Annotated in this window: 19 protein-coding genes and 1 pseudogene; 6 read left to right on the forward strand and 14 right to left on the reverse strand. The window is 66.5% G+C overall.

Annotation, left to right across the window (positions count from 1 at the left end; translation table 11 throughout):
• Positions 1 to 14 precede the first annotated feature (14 nt).
• Both recJ and ACNFBT_RS02010 read left to right on the forward strand, forming a co-directional pair.
• Positions 15 to 1,730, forward strand: coding sequence for a single-stranded-DNA-specific exonuclease RecJ (gene recJ / locus ACNFBT_RS02005; RefSeq protein WP_416745990.1), 1,716 nt, complete (start codon positions 15 to 17; stop codon positions 1,728 to 1,730).
• A gap of 137 nt (positions 1,731 to 1,867) precedes the next feature.
• A complete protein-coding gene (locus ACNFBT_RS02010) occupies positions 1,868 to 2,974 on the forward strand; it encodes an NADH:flavin oxidoreductase/NADH oxidase (protein WP_416745992.1) in 1,107 nt (368 codons plus the stop codon).
• 80 nt (positions 2,975 to 3,054) lie between these two features.
• Here the strand turns inward: ACNFBT_RS02010 and ACNFBT_RS02015 are convergent, their stop codons facing one another.
• The 3 genes from ACNFBT_RS02015 to ACNFBT_RS02025 form a co-directional block, all read right to left on the reverse strand.
• Positions 3,055 to 3,879, reverse strand: a complete 825-nt coding sequence (locus tag ACNFBT_RS02015) for a hypothetical protein (protein ID WP_416745994.1) — start codon at positions 3,877 to 3,879, stop codon at positions 3,055 to 3,057.
• A 50-nt stretch (positions 3,880 to 3,929) separates the two neighbouring features.
• Positions 3,930 to 4,232, reverse strand: coding sequence for a TssQ family T6SS-associated lipoprotein (locus ACNFBT_RS02020; protein WP_416745996.1), 303 nt, complete (start codon positions 4,230 to 4,232; stop codon positions 3,930 to 3,932).
• Between the two features lie 137 nt (positions 4,233 to 4,369).
• Entirely contained in the window at positions 4,370 to 4,888 is a 519-nt protein-coding gene (locus ACNFBT_RS02025) for a hypothetical protein (RefSeq protein WP_416745998.1), read from the reverse strand.
• A gap of 789 nt (positions 4,889 to 5,677) precedes the next feature.
• On the opposite strand from ACNFBT_RS02025, the gene ACNFBT_RS02030 reads away from it, so the two are divergent.
• Entirely contained in the window at positions 5,678 to 6,007 is a 330-nt protein-coding gene (locus tag ACNFBT_RS02030; RefSeq protein WP_416746000.1) for a hypothetical protein, read from the forward strand.
• Positions 6,008 to 6,088: 81 nt separating this feature from the next.
• Here the strand turns inward: ACNFBT_RS02030 and ACNFBT_RS02035 are convergent, their stop codons facing one another.
• From ACNFBT_RS02035 to ACNFBT_RS02085, 11 genes and pseudogenes are all read right to left on the reverse strand, one after another.
• Complete coding sequence (locus ACNFBT_RS02035; RefSeq protein ID WP_416747173.1) at positions 6,089 to 6,820, reverse strand: hypothetical protein; 732 nt, start codon at positions 6,818 to 6,820, stop codon at positions 6,089 to 6,091.
• A gap of 132 nt (positions 6,821 to 6,952) precedes the next feature.
• Positions 6,953 to 7,246, reverse strand: a pseudogene (locus ACNFBT_RS02040) (methyl-accepting chemotaxis protein); the annotation flags it as partial.
• A 213-nt stretch (positions 7,247 to 7,459) separates the two neighbouring features.
• The gene (locus ACNFBT_RS02045; protein WP_275608304.1) at positions 7,460 to 7,936 is read right to left on the reverse strand and encodes an ester cyclase; all 477 of its coding nucleotides are present in this window, start codon (positions 7,934 to 7,936) and stop codon (positions 7,460 to 7,462) included.
• Between the two features lie 86 nt (positions 7,937 to 8,022).
• Positions 8,023 to 9,885: an FAD-dependent oxidoreductase gene (locus ACNFBT_RS02050; protein ID WP_416746002.1), complete on the reverse strand. Its 1,863-nt coding sequence runs from the start codon at positions 9,883 to 9,885 to the stop codon at positions 8,023 to 8,025.
• Between the two features lie 158 nt (positions 9,886 to 10,043).
• Positions 10,044 to 11,468, reverse strand: a complete 1,425-nt coding sequence (locus ACNFBT_RS02055; RefSeq protein ID WP_416746004.1) for a gamma-aminobutyraldehyde dehydrogenase — start codon at positions 11,466 to 11,468, stop codon at positions 10,044 to 10,046.
• 244 nt (positions 11,469 to 11,712) lie between these two features.
• Positions 11,713 to 12,519, reverse strand: coding sequence for an ABC transporter permease (locus ACNFBT_RS02060; protein ID WP_416746005.1), 807 nt, complete (start codon positions 12,517 to 12,519; stop codon positions 11,713 to 11,715).
• Positions 12,509 to 13,459 carry an ABC transporter permease gene (locus ACNFBT_RS02065; RefSeq protein ID WP_416746008.1) on the reverse strand — a complete coding sequence of 317 codons (951 nt, stop codon included), beginning with the start codon at positions 13,457 to 13,459 and terminating at the stop codon, positions 12,509 to 12,511. Before ACNFBT_RS02065 ends, ACNFBT_RS02060 begins: the two co-directional genes overlap by 11 nt.
• Position 13,460: 1 nt before the next feature.
• On the reverse strand, positions 13,461 to 14,489 hold the full coding sequence (locus ACNFBT_RS02070) for an ABC transporter ATP-binding protein (RefSeq protein WP_416746010.1): 1,029 nt from the start codon (positions 14,487 to 14,489) through the stop codon (positions 13,461 to 13,463).
• Between the two features lie 232 nt (positions 14,490 to 14,721).
• Positions 14,722 to 15,867 (reverse strand): putative ABC transporter substrate-binding protein YdcS, encoded by a 1,146-nt coding sequence (gene ydcS / locus ACNFBT_RS02075; protein WP_024765696.1) that lies wholly within the window; start codon positions 15,865 to 15,867, stop codon positions 14,722 to 14,724.
• Positions 15,868 to 15,985: 118 nt separating this feature from the next.
• Complete coding sequence (locus tag ACNFBT_RS02080) at positions 15,986 to 17,440, reverse strand: gamma-aminobutyraldehyde dehydrogenase (protein WP_416746012.1); 1,455 nt, start codon at positions 17,438 to 17,440, stop codon at positions 15,986 to 15,988.
• A 277-nt stretch (positions 17,441 to 17,717) separates the two neighbouring features.
• Positions 17,718 to 18,629 carry a LysR family transcriptional regulator gene (locus ACNFBT_RS02085; RefSeq protein WP_259756729.1) on the reverse strand — a complete coding sequence of 304 codons (912 nt, stop codon included), beginning with the start codon at positions 18,627 to 18,629 and terminating at the stop codon, positions 17,718 to 17,720.
• Positions 18,630 to 18,883: 254 nt separating this feature from the next.
• On the opposite strand from ACNFBT_RS02085, the gene ACNFBT_RS02090 reads away from it, so the two are divergent.
• The 3 genes from ACNFBT_RS02090 to eco all read left to right on the forward strand — a co-directional run bounded on the left by ACNFBT_RS02090 (position 18,884) and on the right by eco (position 21,156).
• Positions 18,884 to 19,600 carry a tellurite resistance TerB family protein gene (locus ACNFBT_RS02090; RefSeq protein WP_416746014.1) on the forward strand — a complete coding sequence of 239 codons (717 nt, stop codon included), beginning with the start codon at positions 18,884 to 18,886 and terminating at the stop codon, positions 19,598 to 19,600.
• Positions 19,601 to 19,798: 198 nt separating this feature from the next.
• Positions 19,799 to 20,563: a tellurite resistance TerB family protein gene (locus tag ACNFBT_RS02095; RefSeq protein WP_416746016.1), complete on the forward strand. Its 765-nt coding sequence runs from the start codon at positions 19,799 to 19,801 to the stop codon at positions 20,561 to 20,563.
• Between the two features lie 110 nt (positions 20,564 to 20,673).
• A complete protein-coding gene (eco, locus tag ACNFBT_RS02100; protein ID WP_416746018.1) occupies positions 20,674 to 21,156 on the forward strand; it encodes a serine protease inhibitor ecotin in 483 nt (160 codons plus the stop codon).
• The last annotated feature ends 73 nt before the right edge of the window (positions 21,157 to 21,229 follow it).

Raw genomic sequence — 21,229 nt, forward strand, 5'->3', positions numbered from 1 at the left:
CGACTGGAACACCCATGCGCATCGAATCCCGCCCCCTCCCGCAAACCCTGCCTGACCTGGGCGACCTGCCGCCGCTGCTGACTCGTCTCTACGCCGCCCGTGGCGTGCAGAGTGCCGCCGAACTGGACAAGGGGCTGGCGCGGCTGATCCCGTACCAGCAGCTCAAGGGTGTGGACGCGGCGGTGGAGCTGCTGGTCGATGCGCTGGAGAAGGGCCAGCGGATTCTCTACGTCGGCGACTTCGACGCCGACGGCGCCACCGCCAGCAGCGTCGGCGTGCTGGCGCTGCGCATGCTCGGCGCGGCCTGGGTCGACTACCTGGTGCCGAACCGCTTCGAATACGGCTACGGCCTGACTCCCGAGATCGTCGCCGTGGCGCTGGAGAAGCGCCCGGACCTGCTGGTGACCGTGGACAACGGCATCTCCAGCATCGACGGCGTCGCCGCCGCCAAGGCCGCCGGCCTGCGCGTGCTGGTCACCGATCACCACCTGCCGGGGCCGGAGTTGCCCGACGCCGACGCCATCGTCAACCCGAACCAACCCGGCTGCGATTTCCCCAGCAAGGCCATGGCCGGCGTTGGCGTGATCTTCTATGTGATGCTCGCCCTGCGCGCGCGCCTGCGTGAGCGGGGCTGGTTCGCCGCGCGCGGCCTCGCCGAGCCGAACCTCGCCGAACTGCTCGACCTGGTCTCCCTGGGCAGCGTCGCCGACGTGGTGCCGCTGGACGCCAACAACCGCATTCTGGTGCACCAGGGCCTGGCGCGCATCCGCGCCGGCCGTGCCCGTCCGGGGCTGCGTGCGTTGCTGGAAGTGGCCGGGCGCGATTGCCGGCGGATCACCTCCACGGACCTGGGCTTCATCCTTGGCCCGCGCCTGAACGCCGCCGGCCGCCTGGACGACATGTCCTTGGGCATCGAAATGCTGCTCTGCGAGGACGAGGGCCTGGCCCGCGAGATGGCAGTGCAGCTCGACGCGCTCAACCAGGACCGCAAGGCCATCGAGCAGGGCATGCAGCGCGAGGCGCTGGCCCAGCTCAAGGAACTGCCGGTGGAGGAGATGCCCTTCGGCCTGTGCCTGTTCGACGCCGAATGGCACCAGGGCGTGATCGGTATCCTCGCCTCGCGCCTGAAGGAGCGTTACCACCGCCCGACCATCGCCTTCGCCGATGCCGGCGACGGCAGCCTCAAGGGCTCGGCGCGCTCGGTGCCGGGCTTCCATATCCGCGACGCGCTGGACGCCGTGGCCGCGCGCCATCCCGGGTTGATCAGCAAGTTCGGCGGCCACGCCATGGCCGCCGGCCTGTCGCTGCCGCAGGAAAACTTTGGTGCCTTCGCCGCTGCCTTCGACGCCGAGGTGCGCCGCCAGCTGGACGAGGACGACCTCACCGGCCGCCTGCTTTCCGATGGTCAGCTCGGCGCCGAGGAGTTCCACCTGGAGCTGGCGCGGGCGATCCGCCAGGCCGGCCCCTGGGGGCAGCACTTCCCCGAGCCGCTGTTCCACGGCGTGTTCCAGATCGTCCAGCAGCGCATCGTCGGCGAGCGTCACCTCAAGCTGGTGCTCAAGACCGAATGCGGCTCGCTGCAGCTGGACGCCATCGCCTTCAACATCGACCGCGAGGTCTGGCCCAACCCCACCGTGCGCTGGGCGGAAGTGGCCTACAAGCTCGACGTCAACGAGTTCCGCGGCAACGAAAGCGTGCAGCTGATGGTGGCGCATATCGCGCCGCGCTGAGGCGATTTTCGGCAGCGCGCCGGCCAGGGGCGCGGTCCCGGCGGACGGCTGAAATACGGCATCGGGCGACGACTGTCCCGCTCTGCCCGGCGATCCCGGTCTACAGTGTGAAGTACACGACCAGAGGGAGTTTCGCCATGAGCCAGTTGTTCGAGCCCTTGACCCTGCGCCAGCTGACCCTGTCCAACCGCATCGCCGTTTCCCCCATGTGCCAGTACTCCGCCCAGGACGGACTGGCCAACGATTGGCACCTGGTCCACCTGGGTAGCCGCGCCGTGGGGGGCGCCGGGCTGGTGATAGTCGAAGCCACGGCCGTCGCCCCGGAAGGGCGGATCAGCGCCGAGGACCTGGGTATCTGGAACGACGAACAGATCGAACCGCTACGCCGCATCACCCGCTTCCTCGAATCCCAGGGCGCGGTGGCCGGCGTTCAACTGGCCCACGCCGGGCGCAAGGCCAGTACCTGGGCGCCCTGGCTGGGCAAGCACGGCTCGGTGCCGATCAGCGAGGGCGGCTGGACCCCTGTGGCGCCGTCCGCCATTGCCTTCGACCCGCAGCACACCGTGCCCATCGCCCTGAGCGAAGAGCAGATGGCGACCATCAAGCAGCAGTTCGTGCGCGGCGCCGAGCGCGCCCTGGCCGCCGGCTTCAAGATCGTCGAGGTGCACGCAGCCCACGGTTACCTGCTGCATCAGTTCCTCTCTCCGCTGTCCAATCAGCGCCGTGACCAGTACGGCACCTGTTTCGAGAACCGCATCCGCTTCCTCCTGGAGGTCACCGAGGCCGTGCGCGCGGTATGGCCGCAGGAACTGCCGTTGTTCGTCCGCCTGTCCGCCACCGACTGGGTGGAGGACGGCTGGAACCCCGACGAGACGGTGGAGCTGGCGCGCCGCCTGAAGAGCCTGGGCGTGGATCTGATCGACGTGTCCTCCGGCGGCACGGCGGTGAACGCCGAGATTCCGGTGGGGCCGGGCTACCAGACACAGTTCTCCGAGCGCGTACGCAAGGAAGCCGGTATCGCCAGTGGCACCGTCGGAATGATCACCGAGCCGGTACAGGCCGAGCACATCCTGCGTACCGGCCAGGCCGACCTGATCCTGCTGGCCCGCGAGCTGCTGCGCGATCCTTACTGGCCGTTGCACGCCGCCGACGAACTGGGGGGCCTGCCGGTCCCGTGGCCGCCGCAGTACCTGCGCGCCGCCCAGCGTGGTACGCCACAGCGCAAGGCGTTCGGGCAAGCGTGATACTCGAACGGGGCATGTGGGCGATGCCCGCGTGCCCCGACGACGACGCTCTTTTTACGAACGCCGGAAAGCGCAGCCGTTCATTGCTTGTCGGTGACTGCGGCGGCTGGGGGTGCATTCACGAACAGGGCAGGGCGTGGGGCGGCGACGAAGGGGCGTTTCTCCTCGTCCCGGGCATTGGTTGCGACTGCCCTGTCCAGGCTGCTGATCACCCAGCTGCCATCTTCCCGTTTCAGGGCATAGGCAAGTACGTGGCCATCCTTGATCACCGGCTGCGGTCCCTTGTGCCCAAGGGCATACAGGGTGACTTCGTAGGCATCCGTGCTGCCGTCCCCGCTACGGCTCGAGGGCACCAGCCGGGCAAAGTTGAGCACCGCTGAATCCGGCAGTTGCCCGAGGACTCGTTCGCCCAGATAAGCGTCGGAAAACAACGGGTAGTAGACCGGCGCGGAAGGCGTGCTCACGTCGAGCACATGGAGGAAGCTGTAGCGCTGCCAGTCGCCGACGCTGAAGAGGCCAACTCCGGGACCTGCCAGTATCCGATAGCGTTTTTTCGGCAGGCGCATTTCAAGCAACCTGGCGTTCTGCATCTGAAGCTTCGGGAAATTGCCCCAAGGAGTGCTGACGGCATTGAAGCGCTTTCGCCCTGCCACCACCGATGCCGCTTCGTCGCCAGTCACCAGATAGGTCGGAGAGCCTTTCACTTCGGCTCGATAAGCGGTTCCGGCATTCGACGTCCTGTTGTCGAAATGCTCGCTGAGCAATGAAACCTGAGGCGGCGGCGTCTGCCAGATGCTGTCGATGGCGGCGACCAGGCTGTCATCCACCTCGGCATGGCTGAGCTGCACGGCGCCAAGCAGAGGCAGTGCAAGAAAAGGGCGGAGCAGCCGGTGGAGGTAACGCATGGGAGCCTCGCGTTCAGAAGCTGGATGGGAAAGGTGCCGCCCGGTGGGGCTCAGCGACGGCTCACCTGAGCGAAAACCGGGCCCCACAGGGGATGGCCCGCTTCGGCGCTGTCCAGGCGGAAGGCCGGGTTGATCTGCAGGGCGCGTTCGAAGGCGAAGCGGCACTGAATCATCCGTTCCGTCACGCAGTAGCTGAACGCCAGGTACTTGGCGGCCTTGAGTTGCACCTTGGCACTGCTGCTCCAGATGTCCGGTGCGAGGAACTGCTCTTCGGCGAGATAGTAGTGTCCGGCGTCGTACAGCCGCTGCCCTTCGGCGAGGGCCCTTTCAGCCCGTACTTGTGTCTCGTCCACGGCGGGCGCGGGTGGTTCTACGAGGCGAGTCCTGCAACCTGAGACTGCCGCCAGGCAAGTGATCAGGAGCAGAGTCGTGAGTTGGCGGAGCGTCTTCATCGGGTTGTCCGTAGGCGGAAATCGATCAGTCCAGCGCTTTACTGGAAGTTGTGCTGCAGCGTCACGGACTGGCCGGCCATGATCTCCAGCCTCTGCTCATGGCTGGGCAAACCGGGGTTGCGCAGCTCGATCTGATAGGTGCCGGGGCGCAGTTGCAGCTTGAACAGCGGTGGGCTGATGCCACGCTTCTGGCCGTCAATCCATACCTCTCCCCAGGGCTTGATGGCGATGGTCAGGCTGCCGTTCGTGGCGGGTGAGGGAGCCCTGCTGCGACTTTGGGGCTTCGCCGGCCTTTCGGGCCTTTTCGCGGTGATGGTCATGGGTGGCGAAGGCGCCGGCGGCTCTTTGCGTACCCCAATGGCAGGCGGAGCCGATTCTGGCCGGCTTTGCGCGGCGCTCCCCGGGGCCTGCGGCTGGACCGGCGCCAGGGACTCCGAAGGCGTTTGCGCCTGAACCTGGGCATCCACCGGGGTAGGTTGCGTTTGATCGGCAGCCTCTGCGGGCAGTAACTCTGGCACCGGCTCGGAGGGCGGGATGGTCAGCAGATCTTCGTCCACGAGGTGCTGCGCTTGGGGGGCAGCGCTGTCGGCGATGGGCCTGGGGTTGACAGGGGCAGTGGCTATGCCATCGATTGACCAGGGCTTGCAGAGCGCTATTGCGGCAGCCGTGATCAGCGTACCGGCGGCCACGCACGCGATCAGCGTCCTGCTCGTTCTCGGCCTGGGTATGGATTCGAGCGGAGGCAACTCGGGCGCCGATTGGGAGTCGTCCTGCGTTTCCGGGCGTGGCGCAGACGGCTGCGCGGCGACGGGCGTGCCTATCAACGGGAGGGGCGGCAGCGTGTAGGCGGTGCCCGGCCCGTCCCAGCTGCTCAGGGGCTCTGCGGGAGCCGAATGCTCCGGGCTGGTATCGCGCGTTTCGGCGTACGAGTCGTCGCTACGAGCTGGAGCTTGTCCGTCGACATGCCGTTCAGTCGGGGGAACCGCTACCGGGGTCGAACCATTCGGAGGCGTCCGAGCATCGGTATTTGGGGAGGGATTCGCGATCGGTTCCATCGGGGCTGCATCTTCAAGCGGTTGAAGAAGTTCGAAAAATGGTCGCGGATCATAGGTAGCCGATATCCGGCACTCAAATGCGCGCTGCCGTTTCCGTTGCCGAGGAGGGAATCTGAGTATCAGGTCGCGTTTTGGGCCAGGTCTCCGGGGTGGAGTGGGGGTGAAGTGCTCTGGCGTGGGACCGCCAGGCTGGGAAAAGAAATGAAATGTGATATCTGTCGCAAATCGGCATTCTGGTGCTAGGCTTGCCCTGCTCGCGCAAGGACCGCGCAACTACCCCCCGGAGCACGCATGGACGCATCTGCCACGCCCGACGCCATTCCGCAATCCGAGATCGCCCTGTTGGCGAATATCCTTGCGCTCGCCACTCGCAACATGACCAGCCTTAGCACCCTGATCACCCAGCTGTCGGTGGAGCTCGGCCACAGCCCGGACCCGCATCTGCAACGCGTGGGACAGCGGGTGCTGGCGGATGTGGACGTGCTGTCGAAGTCGCTGGACACCCAGTGGGAGCTGATCGGCGCCCTGTCACGTTACTGTCCGTTGCTGGCGCGTACACCGTTGGTGAAGCCGACGCTGGTGACTGAAATCCATATCACCGAGCTGCCGGAGCGCGGGTAGGGCGTATAACGTCGAACGTTATACGCCCTACGTGTCCTGGCTTCTCCGCGAAAGGCGCCCGAAGGGCGCCCCTGTCGACTGTCACTCCCCCGCCGGCGCCAGCTCGAAGCTCATCATCAAGGCCCAGGGGGCGTCGCTGTCGCCCACACGAATGGGCTGCAGCAGTTCCACGCGGCGGTCTTTCACCTGTTCCCAGCTCTTGCCCTGCGCAATGGCGCTGCGCGCGTCCTGCGGCAGTTCGCTGGCCTTGTCGCCCAGGCGGCGGGCGTCGGGGTGGGTGACGTAGACGCCGGCATTGGAGATCAGCGCGTACTGGCCGTTGCCCATGGGCGTGAGCTTGCCGAGACTCTCCTGCAACTGGTGCAGGGTGTAGTCGGCGCCGAGGATACCGAGGAAGCGGCCGTTGGCGAACATGGGCGACATGAACGAGGTCATCAGCACGGTGCTGCCGCCGACGCTGTACTCGTAGGGTTCCATGAACACGTCGCGGCCCTTGTCGCGGGGGATCTGGTACCAGTCGCCGCTGCCGTCGGCCTTGTCGTAGCCGACCAGGCATTCGCGCTGTGCCACGCCGCTGCCCCGGTGCCAGTAGGCCATGAGGCGGCCGCTGGCGTCGTGCCCCGGGGCATCGACGAATTCGCCGTCGCGGCCGTCGAAGGCGTTGGGCTCGCAGCCGCAGGCGAAGGCCAGCAGCTCGGGGTTGCGGGTCAGGTATTCGTGCATCACCGCGTCGATCTGCTCGCGCTGCGGGCCGAGGTTGCGGGTCTTCATGCCGATCAGGAAGTTCTTCAGGCCGTAGAGCGCGGTGGCCATCACGGCGAAGCGCGCTTCCAGGCGCTGGGTCTCGCTGGCCAGCACCACGCGGGCGGTGTCGAGCAGGCTGGAATGCTCGGCCTGCTCGACATCGGCCAGGGCCTTGGCGCTCTCGCTCTTGATCGAGGCGACGACGTTGCCGATGTCGGCGGTGGCGTTGGCCGACTGGGTGGCCAGGCGGCGCACCTCATCGGCGACCACCGCGAAGCCGCGGCCGCTTTCCCCGGCGCGGGCGGCTTCGATGGCGGCGTTGAGCGCCACCAGGTTGGTGTTCTTGGCGATCTGCTTGATGACTTCGGAGACCTTGCTGATCTCGGTCCAGCGTACGTTGAGGTCGGCGATCAGTTGCTTGACCTGGTCGATGGTGGAGCGGGTGCTGGAGCTGTCTTCGGCCTTGGCGGGCCGTTTTTCGAGTGTGGTTGGCATGGCTTGCGACTGCTGTGACGGATGAGGGCAGATGGGAAGGTGAGGGCTTGCCTACTTGTTTTGTCAGCCGCGCCTTCAGGCGCGGCTGTAGAACACAAATGCCGGATATCGACCCGTAGGGCGAAAAACGCGCAGCGTTATCCGCCGTCATGGCTGGACGGCGGATAACCCGTTCCGGGTTATGCGCCCTACGTTCCGCTCCTGCGAACAGCCTTACCAGCCGAGCTGCTTGTGCAGGCCCAGGGCGTCGTAGTAATCCCCCTGGTAGACGATCTTGCCGTTCTTCACCTTCACGTAGCTCACGCCGTCGAACGACAGCGGCTTGTTGGTGGCCGGGGTCTGGGCGTCCCAGGCGCCGGTGTTGGTACCGCTGAAGGTCCACTGGAAGGCGATGCCGTCCTTGTCGACGATCGGCTTGCCGTTCATCTTCCACTTCAGGTCCGGGACGGCCCCTACGAACACCTTGATCACATTGTCGCGCGCGGCTTCGCGGCCTTTCTGCGGGGTGCCGACGGTGACGTCGAAGTATTCCGCATCCTTGGCCAGGTAGCCGGCGGCCTTCTCGGCATCGTGGGCGTTCCACGCGGCCATGTAGGCGTCGACGATTTGCTTGGGTGACTCTGCTGCCTGTACAAGGCCGGCAAAGGTGAACAGCGACAGCAGGTAAAACGCTCTGACGAGGTGACGCATGCTTGCCTCCGTTGCGGGCGTGCCCGCGGGTTGTCGGCCGGACGGCCGTTGTAAGTGACGCCACGCGAGGCGTGGCGCCGGGTTCATCAGGACAGTTCGCCCACCGCGCGCCAGGCCTCGTCGATGGCCGCGTGGGCATAGGCGTCCCAGGCGGCGTCGGAGTTGGCGATGGTGACGTTGCCGACCTTGGTGCGAGCCAGGTTCATCGTTTTTTCGCTCTCTTCCTCATCATCGAAGAGGCTATTGGAGAAGTACGAATAGCCGTGCGACCAACGGTTGATGGTGATCGCCTGGATATCCTTCTGATGATCGAAACCGGCCGGGCCGAGCATGGCCTGCAGCTGGTCGCGGATCATGCCTTCCATCTGCTCGAAACTCATGGCGTAGAGCTTGCCGCGGCCGACGCGGGCCTGGGTGCGCGCGTCCATGCCGGCGTTGGGGCTGGTGGGCACGTAGACCATGTGCAGGCCGATGGGCTGGTTCGGGTCGCGCGGGTGGCTGTAGCCGCCGATGTCCACCGGGTAGTCCAGCTTCACGCGGCTGTACGGCTGGCTTGGCGCGTAGATCTCATGCACGCCCAGCTTCATGAAGCTCTGCCAGTTGCGGATCACCACCTTGGTGTACACCAGCGGGAACTTCACGTTCTGCGCCAGGGCGTGGCTCTGCTCGGCGGAGAGGTCGCGCAGGATGTAGGGGATGATCATGTTGTAGCAGGCCAGCACGCAGTGCCTGGCGCGCACGCGGTGCAGGGCGCCGGCGCGGCTGTAGCCGACGTCGACGCCGCCGTCGCGGTTCTTCACGCTCACGGCGGTGCTGTTCAGGCGCAGGCGCACGGCGTTTTTCGGCTGGTCCAGTTTCGAATAGTCGAAGGTGGCCAGGACGATGTCGTTCATGTCCTTGCCCGGCGCCACGCCCGGAATCAGGCCGCGCACCAGCAGGCGTGCCAGCGAGGCGTTGCCGTCGGGGAAGTGGTAGATGTACGGCTCTTCCATCTCGGCCTTGGCTTCCTCGCTGATGGGCGAAAGGTCCAGCGCGGCGAAGCCGGGGAAGCCCACGGAGTAGGCGGAGTCGGCCGAGACGGCGTCGATGCTCAGCGCCGAGAAGTCGTTGGTGCGGCTCAGGAAGTAGCGGGTGGCGGCTTCGCTCAGGCCCACGTCCTTGCGCAGGAAGTCCTGGTAGCTGGTCTTGGCCAGGTGCGCTTCCTTCTCCTCGCGGGTCTTGCCGACGAGGTAGTCCCTGGGCGCTTCGTGCAGGTCGATCAGCGCCTGGCGGTCGGCCTCGGGCAGCGGGAAGTCGGAGATGAACGCGCGCCAGCTGCGGGCGTTGAGTTTTTCCGGGGCGATGTCGTCGGCCACCATCGGCGTCGGGTCGCCGGTCACCAGCTTGGCTTCGCCGAAGCCGGCCTTGTCGAAGAACACGCCGCGCGACAGGCCCAGGCTGGGGTAGAAGTCACGGTCGAAGGCGGTTTCGAAGCGGTCCACATCGACGTTCAACTGCTTGAGCAGGCCGTTCACGGTGTCGCTGTAGAGGTGCTTGGGCGACTGGAAGGCTTCGCTGCCGCCGTAGCCGAGGATCATCCGGCCGCCGGCCTGGAATTCGTTGCGCTTGGCGTGGCCGCCGAAGTCGTCGTGGTTCTCGATGATCAGCACGCGCGCCTTGGGGTGCTTCTGCCGGTAGAACCAGGCCGCGGACAGGCCGCTGATACCGCCGCCGACCACCACCAGGTCGTACTGCTCCTCGATCTTCAGGCCATCGGTGTCGAACACCTTCTTCTCCCAGCCCATCTGGTGCGCGACCTCGAACGCGCCGGGATGGCTGCCGCGCAGGCCGGTGAGGGCGGGCGGGTAGTAGCGGCCGGACGGGGCGGCCTGGAGAAGCTGCAGCGGGGTGAGGCCCGCGCCGATGGTGAGGGCTACGCCGTTGAGAAAGTCGCGGCGGGTGATGGTCATGGGAAATCCTTGCAAGGTGATGGCCCGGGGCAGGGGCTGTCATGGTTTTGCCCTTCCCTCCGGAAGGGTAGGCGGCATGCGTGGCCGCGCGGCGGGCCCGGTCGAGCGGGGCGCCGTAAAACATCGGGCCCTCGTGTGAGGGCCCGACTTGTCACTGCTTAATGCTTGATCATCACGTGACGGATCGCGGTGTAGTCTTCGAGACCGTACATGGACATATCCTTGCCGTAGCCCGACAGCTTCATGCCGCCGTGGGGCATCTCGGTGGTCAGCATGAAGTGCGTGTTGACCCAGGTGCAGCCGTACTGCAGGCGGGCGGACAGGCGATGGGCGCGGCCGATGTCGCTGGTCCAGACCGAGGAGGCCAGGCCGTAGTCGGAGTCATTCGCCCAGGCCAGCGCCTGCGCTTCGTCGTCGAACTCGGTGACCGAGACCACCGGGCCGAAGATTTCGCGGCGGACCACTTCGTCGTCCTGGCGGGCGCCGGCGAGCACGGTCGGCTCGAAGAAGAAGCCCGGACGGTCGGCACGCTTGCCGCCGGTGACCACTTCGATGTGCGGCACCTTGCGGGCGCGCTCGACGAAGCCGATGACGCGCTCCAGATGCTGCTCGGTGATGACCGGGCCCAGCTCGGTGTTTGGGTCGTCCTGCTCGCCGTACTGGATGCTGCCGACGGCCTCGCCGAGCTTCTGCACGAACTTGGCGTAGATGCCCTTCTGCGCGTAGATGCGGCAGGCGGCGGTGCAGTCTTGCCCTGCGTTGTAGAAGCCGAAGGTGCGGATGCCTTCCACGGCGGCGTCGATGTCGGCGTCGTCGAAGATCAGCACCGGGGCCTTGCCGCCCAGTTCCATGTGCATGCGCTTCACGGTGTCGGCGGTGCCGGCGATGATGCGGCTGCCGGTGGCAACCGAGCCGGTCAGGGAGACCATGCGCACTTTCGGGTGGGTGGTCAGCGGCTCGCCGACGCTCGGACCACGGCCGAACACCAGGTTGACCACGCCGGCGGGGAAGATGCCGGCCATCAGTTCGGCCAGGCGCAGGGCGGTCAGCGGGGTCTGCTCGGACGGCTTGAGCACCACGGTGTTGCCGGCGGCCAGGGCCGGGCCGAGTTTCCACGCGACCATCATCAGCGGGTAGTTCCACGGCGCGATGGAGGCGACCACGCCCACCGGGTCGCGGCGGATCATCGAGGTGTGGCCCGGCAGGTATTCACCGGCGGCGGAGCCTTGCATCACGCGGCAGGCACCGGCGAAGAAGCGGAACACGTCGGCCACGGCCGGTAGTTCGTCGTTCAGCGCGGCAGAGTAGGGCTTGCCGCAGTTGTTCGACTCCAGGCGGGCCAGTTCCTCAGCGTTGGCGTCGATGGCGTCGGCCAGTGCCAGCAGGAGCAGGGAGCGGTCTTTGGGCGCAGTCTGCGACCAGCTGTCGAAGGCGGCGTCGGCGGCCAGCACGGCGGCGTCGACCTGGGCCGGGGTGGCCTCGGCGATTTCCACCAGGGTGGTGCCCTGGGACGGGTTCAGGACGGCGAGTTTCTCGCCTTCGCCAGCGACCAGTTGGCCGTTGATCAGCAGTTTGGTTTGCATGGTTGAGTCCTCTAGTTCAGGAGCGTGGTGCAAATTCGGTTCGGGTGTTTCTTCTTGGGGGCCTGCCGGTTTTGGGGCCGGCGGGCCTGAGGGGTTCTGTGTCGTTCCGGTGCTGGGCGTTTCCCTCACCCCAGCCCTCTCCCAAGGGGAGAGGGGGCCGTCCGCAGCTCGCTGACATCCCGCTGCACGGTCATCCCCTCTCCCTCCGGGAGAGGGTTAGGGTGAGGGCTGCACGGCACCCAGGTTATTTCCCGCTCCCCGCCACGCCTTCGCCACCCTTGGTCAGGTAGTAGGCGCCGAGGATCGGCAGCATGGTCACGATCATCACCAGCATGGCGACCACGTTGGTCACTGGCACGTCGCGCGGGCGGCCCAGCTGGTTGAGCAGCCAGATCGGCAGGGTGCGTTCATGGCCGGCGGTGAAGGTGGTGACGATGATCTCGTCGAAGGACAGCGCGAACGCCAGCATGCCGCCGGCCAGCAGCGCGGAGCCCAGGTTCGGCAGGATCACGTAGCGGAAGGTCTGCCAGCCGTCGGCGCCCAGGTCCATCGAGGCTTCGATGAGGCTGTGGGAGGTGCGGCGGAAGCGCGCGATGACGTTGTTGTAGACGATCACCACGCAGAAGGTGGCGTGGCCGATGACGATGGTCATCATGCCCGGCTCGATGCCGAGGGTCTTGAACGCCGACAGCAGTGCGATACCGGTGATGATGCCGGGCAGGGCGATCGGCAGGATCAGCATCAGCGAGATGCCTTCCTTGCCGAAGAAGTCGCGGCGGTACAGCGCGGCCGCGGCCAGGGTGCCCAGCGCCATGGCGATCAGCGTGGCGATGCTGGCGACCTTCACCGACAGCTCGATGGCTTCGAGCACGTCCTGGCGCGCGAAGGCGACGCTGAACCAGTGCAGGGTGAAGCCCTTGGGCGGGAAGCTGAAGGCCGCGTCCTCGGTGTTGAAGGCGTACATGAAGATGATCAGGATCGGGAAGTGCAGGAACACCAGCCCGCCCCAGGCGGCCGCTTTGAGCCCCCAGGAAGCTTTCTCAGAGTGCATCGAAGGCCCCCAGACGTTTGACGATGGACAGGTACACGGCGATCAGCACGATCGGCACGAGAGTGAAGGCGGCGGCCATCGGCATGTTGCCGATCGCGCCCTGCTGGGCGTAGACCATGCTGCCGATGAAGTAGCCCGGCGGGCCCACCAGTTGCGGCACGATGAAGTCGCCCAGGGTCAGGCTGAAGGTGAAGATCGAGCCGGCGGCGATGCCGGGGATCGACAGCGGCAGGATCACCTGGAAGAAGGTCTGCCGCGGGTGCGCGCCCAGGTCCGCCGAGGCTTGCAGCAGCGACGGCGGCAGGCGCTCCAGGGACGCCTGGATCGGCAGGATCATGAACGGCAGCCAGATGTACACGAACACCAGGAAGCGCCCGAAGCTGGAGGTCGACAGCGTGTTGCCGCCGACGCCCGGCAGGCCCAGCAGCAGGTTCAGCACGGGCTCGAGACCCAGGTGCTGGACGAACCACATGGCGACGCCGCCCTTGGCCAGCAGCAGGGTCCAGGCGTAGGCCTTGACGATGTAGCTGGCCCACATCGGCATCATCACGGCGATGTAGAAGAACGCCTTGGTCTTGCCGGTGGTGTAGCGCGCCATGTAGTAGGCAATGGGGAAGGCCACTGCGCCGCTGGCGATGGACACCGCGACCGCCATCAGCACCGTGCGCTGGATGATGTCGAAGTTGGAGCCGCTCAGCAGCGAACCGAAGTTGGCCCAGGTCAGGTCCGGCGTCACCGTCATGGTGAAGTCGTCGAAGGTGTAGAAACCCTGCCACAGCAGGGTCAGCAGCGAGCCCAGGTAGATCGCGCCGAACCACAGCAGCGGCGGCACCAGCAGCAGCGAGAGGTACAGCGTCGGCTTGCGGTACAGCAGGTTCGACAGGCGGCGCAGGGGGCCATTGCTGGCCGCCGGCAGCGGTGCGTTCATCGTCAGTTCCATGTCACGCGCCCTCGTTCAGCACCACCATCGCCTCGCGCGACCAGCGGGCGGTCACGCGCTGGCCGGGCTGGTGGGCGAGGTCGATGTCGGCCCACTGGCTGTTGGCCTGGCTGAGGCAGAGGTTCTGGCCGTTGTCGAGGCGGATCTCGTAGCGGGTCGCCGCGCCCTGGTACTGGATGTCGTGCAGCAGGCCGCTGATCTCGATGTCCGAGGTGCCGCGCTCGCCGTTGGCGAAACGGATGTGCTCGGGGCGAATGGAGAAGGGCTGGGCGTTGCCGGTGAGATTCTGGGCGATGTCGCCGCGCAGCACGTTGGAGGTACCGACGAACTCGGCCACGAACGGGGTGGCCGGCTTCATGTAGAGGTTGCGCGGGGTGTCGACCTGCTCGATGCGGCCCTTGTTGAACACCGCCACGCGGTCGGACATGGACAGCGCTTCGCTCTGGTCGTGGGTGACGAAGATGAAGGTGATGCCCAGCTGGCGCTGCAGCTTCTTCAGCTCGCTCTGCATCTGCTCGCGCAGTTTGAGGTCCAGCGCGCCGAGGGGTTCGTCCAGCAGCAGCACGCGCGGACGGTTCACCAGGGCGCGGGCCAGGGCCACGCGCTGGCGCTGGCCGCCGGAGAGCTGCACCGGCTTGCGCACGCCGTAGCCGCCCAGGGCGACCATTCTCAGCGCTTCTTCGGCGCGCTTCAGGCGTTCGGCCTTGGCGATGCCTTTCACCTTCAGGCCGTAGGCGACGTTCTCCAGCACGCTCATGTGCGGGAACAGCGCGTAGTCCTGGAACACCGTGTTGACGTCGCGCTGGTAGGGCGGAAGGCCCGCGGCCTCCTCGCCATGGATGCGGATGGAGCCTGCGGTGGGTTGCTCGAAGCCGGCGATCAGGCGCAGGCAGGTGGTCTTGCCCGAACCCGACGGGCCGAGCATGGAGAAGAACTCGCCGTCCTTGATGTCGATGGACACCCGGTCAACGGCTTTCACCTCGCCGAACTGGCGGGAGACCTGGGTGAATTGAACAGCGGGAGTGGTCATGGTGCACGCTCCAAGGGGCAGGAATCCGGCGTAGGGGAGCCCTGCCCGTGAATCTGAGATACGGGTGAATCGATAAATAGAAAAAAGCGGAAAAGTCTTTCAGGAAGCGTCGCGAGCAGGCCCTCAGCCGCGTCCGGCCAGCGCGCAGGAACCGCAGCGTACTTCAGTACGTGAGGATTCCGAGCACTGCCCGGGCGCGGATCAGGGCCGCGCAGCAGCTACCTGATGACTTTTAACGGCCGCCCATGATCCCGATATAGTCCTGGGTCCAGCGGCTGTACGGGACGAACTTGCCGCCCTCGGCCACCGGGGTCTTCCAGAACGCGATCTTGTCGAACTGGTTGTAGCCGTTGGTGGCGCAGCCTTCGCCGCCCAGCAGGGTGCTGGCCTTGCAGCCTTCGGGCACCGCCGGCACGGAGCCGAACCAGGCCGCCACGTCGCCCTGGACCTTGGGCTCCAGCGACCAGTTCAGCCACTTGTAGGCGCAACTGGGGTGCTGGGCTTCGGCGTGCAGCATGGTGGTGTCGGCCCAGCCGGTGACGCCCTCTTTCGGGAACACGGTGGCGATCGGCTGACCTTCGGCCTTCAGGGCGTTGGCCTGGTACGGCCAGGCGCTGGAAGCGGCGACGCCTTCGTTCTTGAAGTCGCTCATCTGCACGGTGGTGTCGTGCCAGTAGCGGTGGATCAGGTCATGCTGCTTGCGCAGCAGTTCAACCACGGCGGCGTACTGCTTCTCGTCGAGCTGGTACGGATCGGTGATGCCCAGTTCCGGCTGGGTGGCCTTCAGGTACAGCGCGGCATCGGCGACGTAGATCGGGCCGTCGTAGGCCTGCACGCGGCCCTTGTTCGGCTTGCCGTCGGGCAGGTTCTGGGCGTCGAACACGACCTTCCAGCTGTCCGGCGCAGTGGGGAAGACCTTGGTGTTGTACATCAGCAGGTTCGGGCCCCACTGGTACGGCGCGCCGTAGGTCTTGCCGTTGACCACGTACCAGGCGGCGTCCTTCAGGCGCGGGTCGATGTTCTTCCAGTTGGGGATCAGCGACGGGTCGATCGGCTGCACGCGCTTGCCGTAGATCAGGCGCAGGGAGGCGTCGCCCGAGGCGGTGACCAGGTCGTAGCCGCCCTTGGCCATCAGGCTGACCATCTCGTCGGAGGTGGCGGCGGTCTTCACGTTAACCTGGCAGCCGGTGTCCTTCTCGAACTGGGTCACCCAGTCGTAGTTCTTGTCCGACTGGCCGCGCTCGATGTAGCCGGGCCAGGCGATGATGTCCAGGCGGCCTTCGCCTTTGCCGACTTCCTTCAGGGCCTCGGCGGCCTGGACGCCGGCGCTGGCCAGCAGGGCGGTGGTGATGGCACTGAGCAGTGCGGTCTTGCGCATCGGGTGTCTCCCTCTCGTTGTTGTCTCTATTGGTGGGGCAGTTCAATCGAGCAACAGCCCTCGCGCGGCGTACCGCCGGGGCGTTTCTTATGTGCCGGCGGGTGCCCCGCCGGATGGTTCAATCCAGTCGCTGGCCGTGACGCGCCATGATGTGGCGCACCACGCTGTAGTCCTGCAGCGAGTCGCTGGACAGGTCCTTGCCGTAGCCCGAGCGCTTGAGCCCGCCGTGGGGCATCTCGCTGGCGAGCATGAAATGGGTGTTGATCCAGGTGCAGCCGTACTGCAGGCGGTTGGCGATCTGGAAGGCCTTGTCCAGGTTCTGCGTCCACACCGATGAGGCCAGGCCGTATTCGGAGTCGTTGGCCCAGTCCACCGCCTGCTCCAGCTGGTCGAAGCGGGTCACGGTGACCACCGGGCCGAACACCTCGCGCTGGACGATCTCGTCCTGCTGCTTGCAGCCGGCCAGCAGGGTCGGCTGGTAGTAGAAGCCGGGGCCGGAATGCACGGCGGCGCCGGTGACGCGTTCGATGTGCGGCTGGCCGAGGGCGCGCTCGACGAAGCTGGCCACGCGGTCGCGCTGGCGGGCGCTGATCAGCGGGCTGATCTCGTTGTCGGCGTCGCGCTTGCGGGCAAAGCGGATGCTCCCCACGGCGTCGCCCAGTTCGGCGACGAGGCGGTCATGGATACCGGCCTGGGCGTAGATGCGGCAGGCGGCGGTGCAGTCCTGGCCTGCGTTGTAGTAGCCGTGGGTGCGTACGCCCTGGACCACGGCTTCGAGGTCGGCGTCGTTGCAGACGATCACCGGCGCTTTGCCGCCCAGCTCCAGGTGGGTGCGTTTGAGCGTGCGCGAGGCGGCCTGGAGAATCTTCTGCCCGGTGACGATGTCGCCGGTGAGCGACACCATACGCACCTTCGGGTGGCTGACCAGATGGCTGCCGACGCCTTCGCCGCCGCCGCAGACGATGTTGATCACACCGGCGGGAAGGATTTCCGCCAGGGCCGGGGCCAGCGCCAGGATGCTCAGCGGGGTGTGCTCGGACGGCTTGAACACCAGCGTGTTGCCGGCGGCCAGGGCCGGGGCGATCTTCCACGCGGCCATCATCAGCGGGTAGTTCCACGGCGCGATGGAGGCGACCACGCCCACCGGGTCGCGGCGCACCATGCTGGTGTGGCCGGGCACGTATTCGCCGGCCAGCTGGCCCTGCTGGCAGCGCACGGCACCAGCGAAGAAACGGAACACGTCGGCGGTGGCCGGGATATCGTCCTGGCGAGCGAGATGCAGCGGCTTGCCGCAGTTCAGCGATTCCAGCTGGGCGAGATCATTGGCGCGCTTGTCGATGGCATCGGCAATTGCGAGCAGGGCGGCGGCGCGCTGGGCTGGCGTGGTGCGGGACCAGGCGGGGAAGGCGCGGTGCGCGCTGGCGATGGCCTGCTCGACCTGATCGATGGAAGCGTCGGCGATGCTGATGAGGGTCTCGCCGCTGGCGGGGTTGATGATCGGCTCGGCAATGCCGTCGCCGGCGACCAGTTGGCCGTCGATCAGCAAGGCGGTGTGCAGGGTTGCGCCGGTCATCTTCGAAGCTCGTCTTTTATCTGTCTTGTTTTCGGTGGCCATGTGCGTGCTCCGGATGGGGCGATACCCGGAGCTGGCCCTTTGTATGGAGGCAGAGACTAGAGTCCGGGCGTGGGGTCGACAAATTCTAATTACTGAAAGCGGCGTTCTATTAAATCGAATGATTGGTTCACGGGTGCCAGAGTCGTAGGGCGCATAACGCTGCAAGCGTTATCCGCCGTCGGTGCCTCCGCGATTCCTGTTGGCGCATAACCGCAAGCGGTTATGCGCCCTACGTTCAGATGGAAAGCTTCTTCGCGTTGGGCTGCTCGCGGGCCACGGTGAGGAACGGGTCCACCAGCGGCGGGCGGGCGGTGCCACGACGCCAGGCCAGGCCAACGTCCAGCGGCTCGGACAGGTCCACCAGCGGCCGCGCCTCGATGATGTCGCCTTCCAGGGACCAGGGGCGGTAGGTCATGTCCGGCTGGATCGACAGGCCCAGGCCCGCCGCCACCAGGCTTCGCACGGCTTCCACCGAGGCGGTGCGCAGCGTCACCTGCGGCACCAGCCCGGCGCGGGACCAGATGCGCTGGGTGTGCAGGCCCATCTCGTCGGCGTTCAGCTGGATCAAAGGCTCGCCGGCCACATCAGCCAGGGCGATGCTGTCGCGTTCCAGGAGAGGATGCTGCGCCGGCAGCCAGAGGCGGTGCGGCGAGTGGGTCAGCACTTCGGTCTGCAGCGCGTGGCGGTCTTCCAGGTTGGAGAGGATCAGCACGCCGACGTCGATCTCGCCGCTCACCAGCAGGTGTTCGATGTAGGGGCGCTCGTCCTCCACCACGCGGGTCTGCACGTTGGGATAGGCGCGCTGGAAGCGGTTGATCAGGTCCGCCAGGTAATAGCCCGCCACCAGGCTGGTCACCCCGATGGTCAGGCTGCCGGCCACCTGGTCGGTGCTCTGCTGCAGGCTGCGCTTGGCGTTCTCCACCGTGGCCAGGATCAGGTGCGCCTGGCGCAGGAACTGGTGGCCCTGGTGGGTCAGGGTCATCCCCTTGGCGTGGCGGTCGAACAGGCGCACGCCGATTTCCTCTTCCAGCTGCTGGATGGCCAGCGTCAGGGTCGATTGGGAAATGAACACGGCCTGGGCGGCGGCGGAAATCGAGCCGGTCTCGGCGACGGCGATGAAATGGCGGATCTGGCGGAGCGTCATCATGGGCGGTGGGCCGCTTGCGAATCGGTGATGGCAGAGTGCAGGCGTCTAGAACGGCACTCCAGCCCTTTTCATTGTTGATTATCGAAAATCTATAGGACCATTCTTTTTTATCGAAGGAAAGCTGCTTATTGCCCTGCGGGCCCGCCGGGAAGGGCTCGCAATATTCGGAAGCACACTGTCGCTCTGTCTGAATCGCTCGTCGGGCTAGAGTCGGAATCCACATTTTTCGATTCCAAGAGACAGTGGAGATCGCCATGAACACACGCGGCCTGCTCGACCAGTTGCTCAAATCCGGCCAGGACCTCCTGCAGAACAACGGCATGGCCCGGCAGGACGGCGGCCAGCCCTCTTCATCCGGCAAAGGCGGCCTGGACCTTGGCAGTCTGCTCTCCGGCGCCGGTGGCGGTGCCCTGGCGGCGGGCGCGCTGGGCCTGCTGATGGGCAGCAAGAAGGCGCGCAAGATGGGCGGCAAGGTCGTCACCTACGGCGGCCTCGCGGCGCTCGGTGTGCTCGCCTACAAGGCCTATGGCGACTGGCAGCAGAAACAGGCCAGCGCCCCGCGCGGAGAGCCGCAGACCGTCGACCGCCTGCCGCCGGCCCAGGCCGAACAGCACAGCCATGCCATCCTGCGGGCCATCGTTGCCGCCGCGAAGGCCGACGGGCATCTCGATGATCGCGAACGCCAGCTGATCGACGGCGAGATCGCCAGGCTCACCGGCGACGTCGAGCTGCAGGGCTGGCTCGACCGCGAACTGGCCAAGCCCCTGGACCCGGCCGAAGTCGCCCGCGCCGCCACCAGCGAGGAGATGGCCGCCGAGATGTACCTGGCCAGCCTGCTGATGATCGACGAAACCAACTTCATGGAGCGCGCCTACCTCGACGAACTGGCCCGCCAGTTGAGCCTCGACGTCGGCCTCAAGGCCGAGCTGGAAGCCCAGGCTAACAAGGCCCTGCAAGCCGTGCCTGCATGAAAGGCGTGACACCCCTCGCAATCGGCCGCAAAGGCGGCGCGCCGGGGCGCATTGCTCCGGTATTGAGCGCAGCGGCCCGATAGGCTCCGTCGCCGGGCGTCCCGACCACCGCGGGCCGGCCGGCGGACAGCGCTGGCGCATCGGTGTGGCAGGACTATCGTTGCCCAACGCACACCGCGCGAAGGCGAGGGACTGGTCATGAACACAACCGATCTACTGGAACAACTGCTGCGGGCCGGACAGGGCTCGGCGGCGCAACAGCAACAGGGCGGCGCGGACCCGTTGGGTGGCCTGGGTGGTCTGCTTGGCGGGCTGCTGGGTGGCGGCGCAGGCGGTGGCCTGGGCTCGATCCTCGGTGCTGGCAGCGGCGGTGGCGCCGGCGGCCTGGGTGGCGTGCTGGGCAGCATGCTCGGCGGCGGCAACAGCGGTGGTGGCATGCCGCAAGGACGCTCCAGCGGCGGAGGCGTCAACTACGCCATGCTCGCCTCGCTGGGCATGATGGCGTTCCAGGCCTACCAGAACTGGCAACGCCAGCAGAGTGCCAATGCTTCCCAGCAGCAGTCGCTGACCACTGTCGACCAGCTCGATGGCGCAGAGGCCGAGGCCCACAGCCACGCCATCCTGCAGGCCATGCTGGCGGCGGCCAAGGCGGACGGCCGCATCGACGAGCGTGAGCAGGCCGCCATCCAGGCCGAGTTGCAGCGCCATGCCGGCGAGCCACAACTGCAAGCATGGATCGACACCGAGATGCGCAAGCCGCTGGATGCCGCCGACGTCGCCCAGGCCGCTCAGGGTGATCCCGCCGTGGCCGCGGAGATGTACCTGGTCAGCGTGATGCTGGTGGATGACCAGCAGGATGCCGAACGAACCTACCTCGACGAACTCGCCTACAACCTCAACCTCGATCCCGAGCTGCAGGCGCATCTGGAGCAGCAGGCGAAGGCCGGCGGTGAAGTAGCTTGATACAACTTCAAGCCCGTCTGTAGGAGTATTCGTACAGTTTCGCGGTCAAAAGGACTCGGACGAACGCATCCAGGCGGTGCGTTCGTTCTTCAATTCTGCAAGGAGGCTTCATGCCGTTCGTTCGATTTACCCTCCCCACCGCGCTGCTGCTTAGCGCCACCGCCACCCTGGCCAATGCCGCCAAGCTCGAAGACGTCGCGCCTTATCCCAAGGCCGAGGACGGCTTCGTCCGCCAGGTCATCCACCTGCCCAAGCAGGCTCGCGAAGACGACCTCAAGGTCGAGGTGCTGGCCGGCAAGACGCTGACCGTCGACTGCAACCGCCAGCGCCTGGGCGGCACCCTGGAAGAGAAGACCCTGGAAGGCTGGGGCTACTCCTACTACCGCCTGGACAAGGTCAGCGGCCCGGCGAGCACCCTGATGGCCTGCCCGGACGGCAAGACCCGCAAGGACTTCGTGCCGGTGGTCGGCGATGGCTTCGTGCTGCGCTACAACAGCAAGCTGCCGATCGTGATCTACGCGCCGAAGGATGTGGAAGTGCGCTATCGCATCTGGTCGGCCTCCGAGAAGGTCGAACGCGCCCGCGCCGAGTAACCCGCCTTCTACCGGGCTTCCACCCACATGCGTCGATAGAGCGTTGCCGCTACGCTCGATCGGCGCACTCGAA

Origin of the sequence: Pseudomonas sp. NY15181 (genome assembly GCF_048068055.1) — a bacterium.
Lineage (GTDB): Bacteria > Pseudomonadota > Gammaproteobacteria > Pseudomonadales > Pseudomonadaceae > Pseudomonas.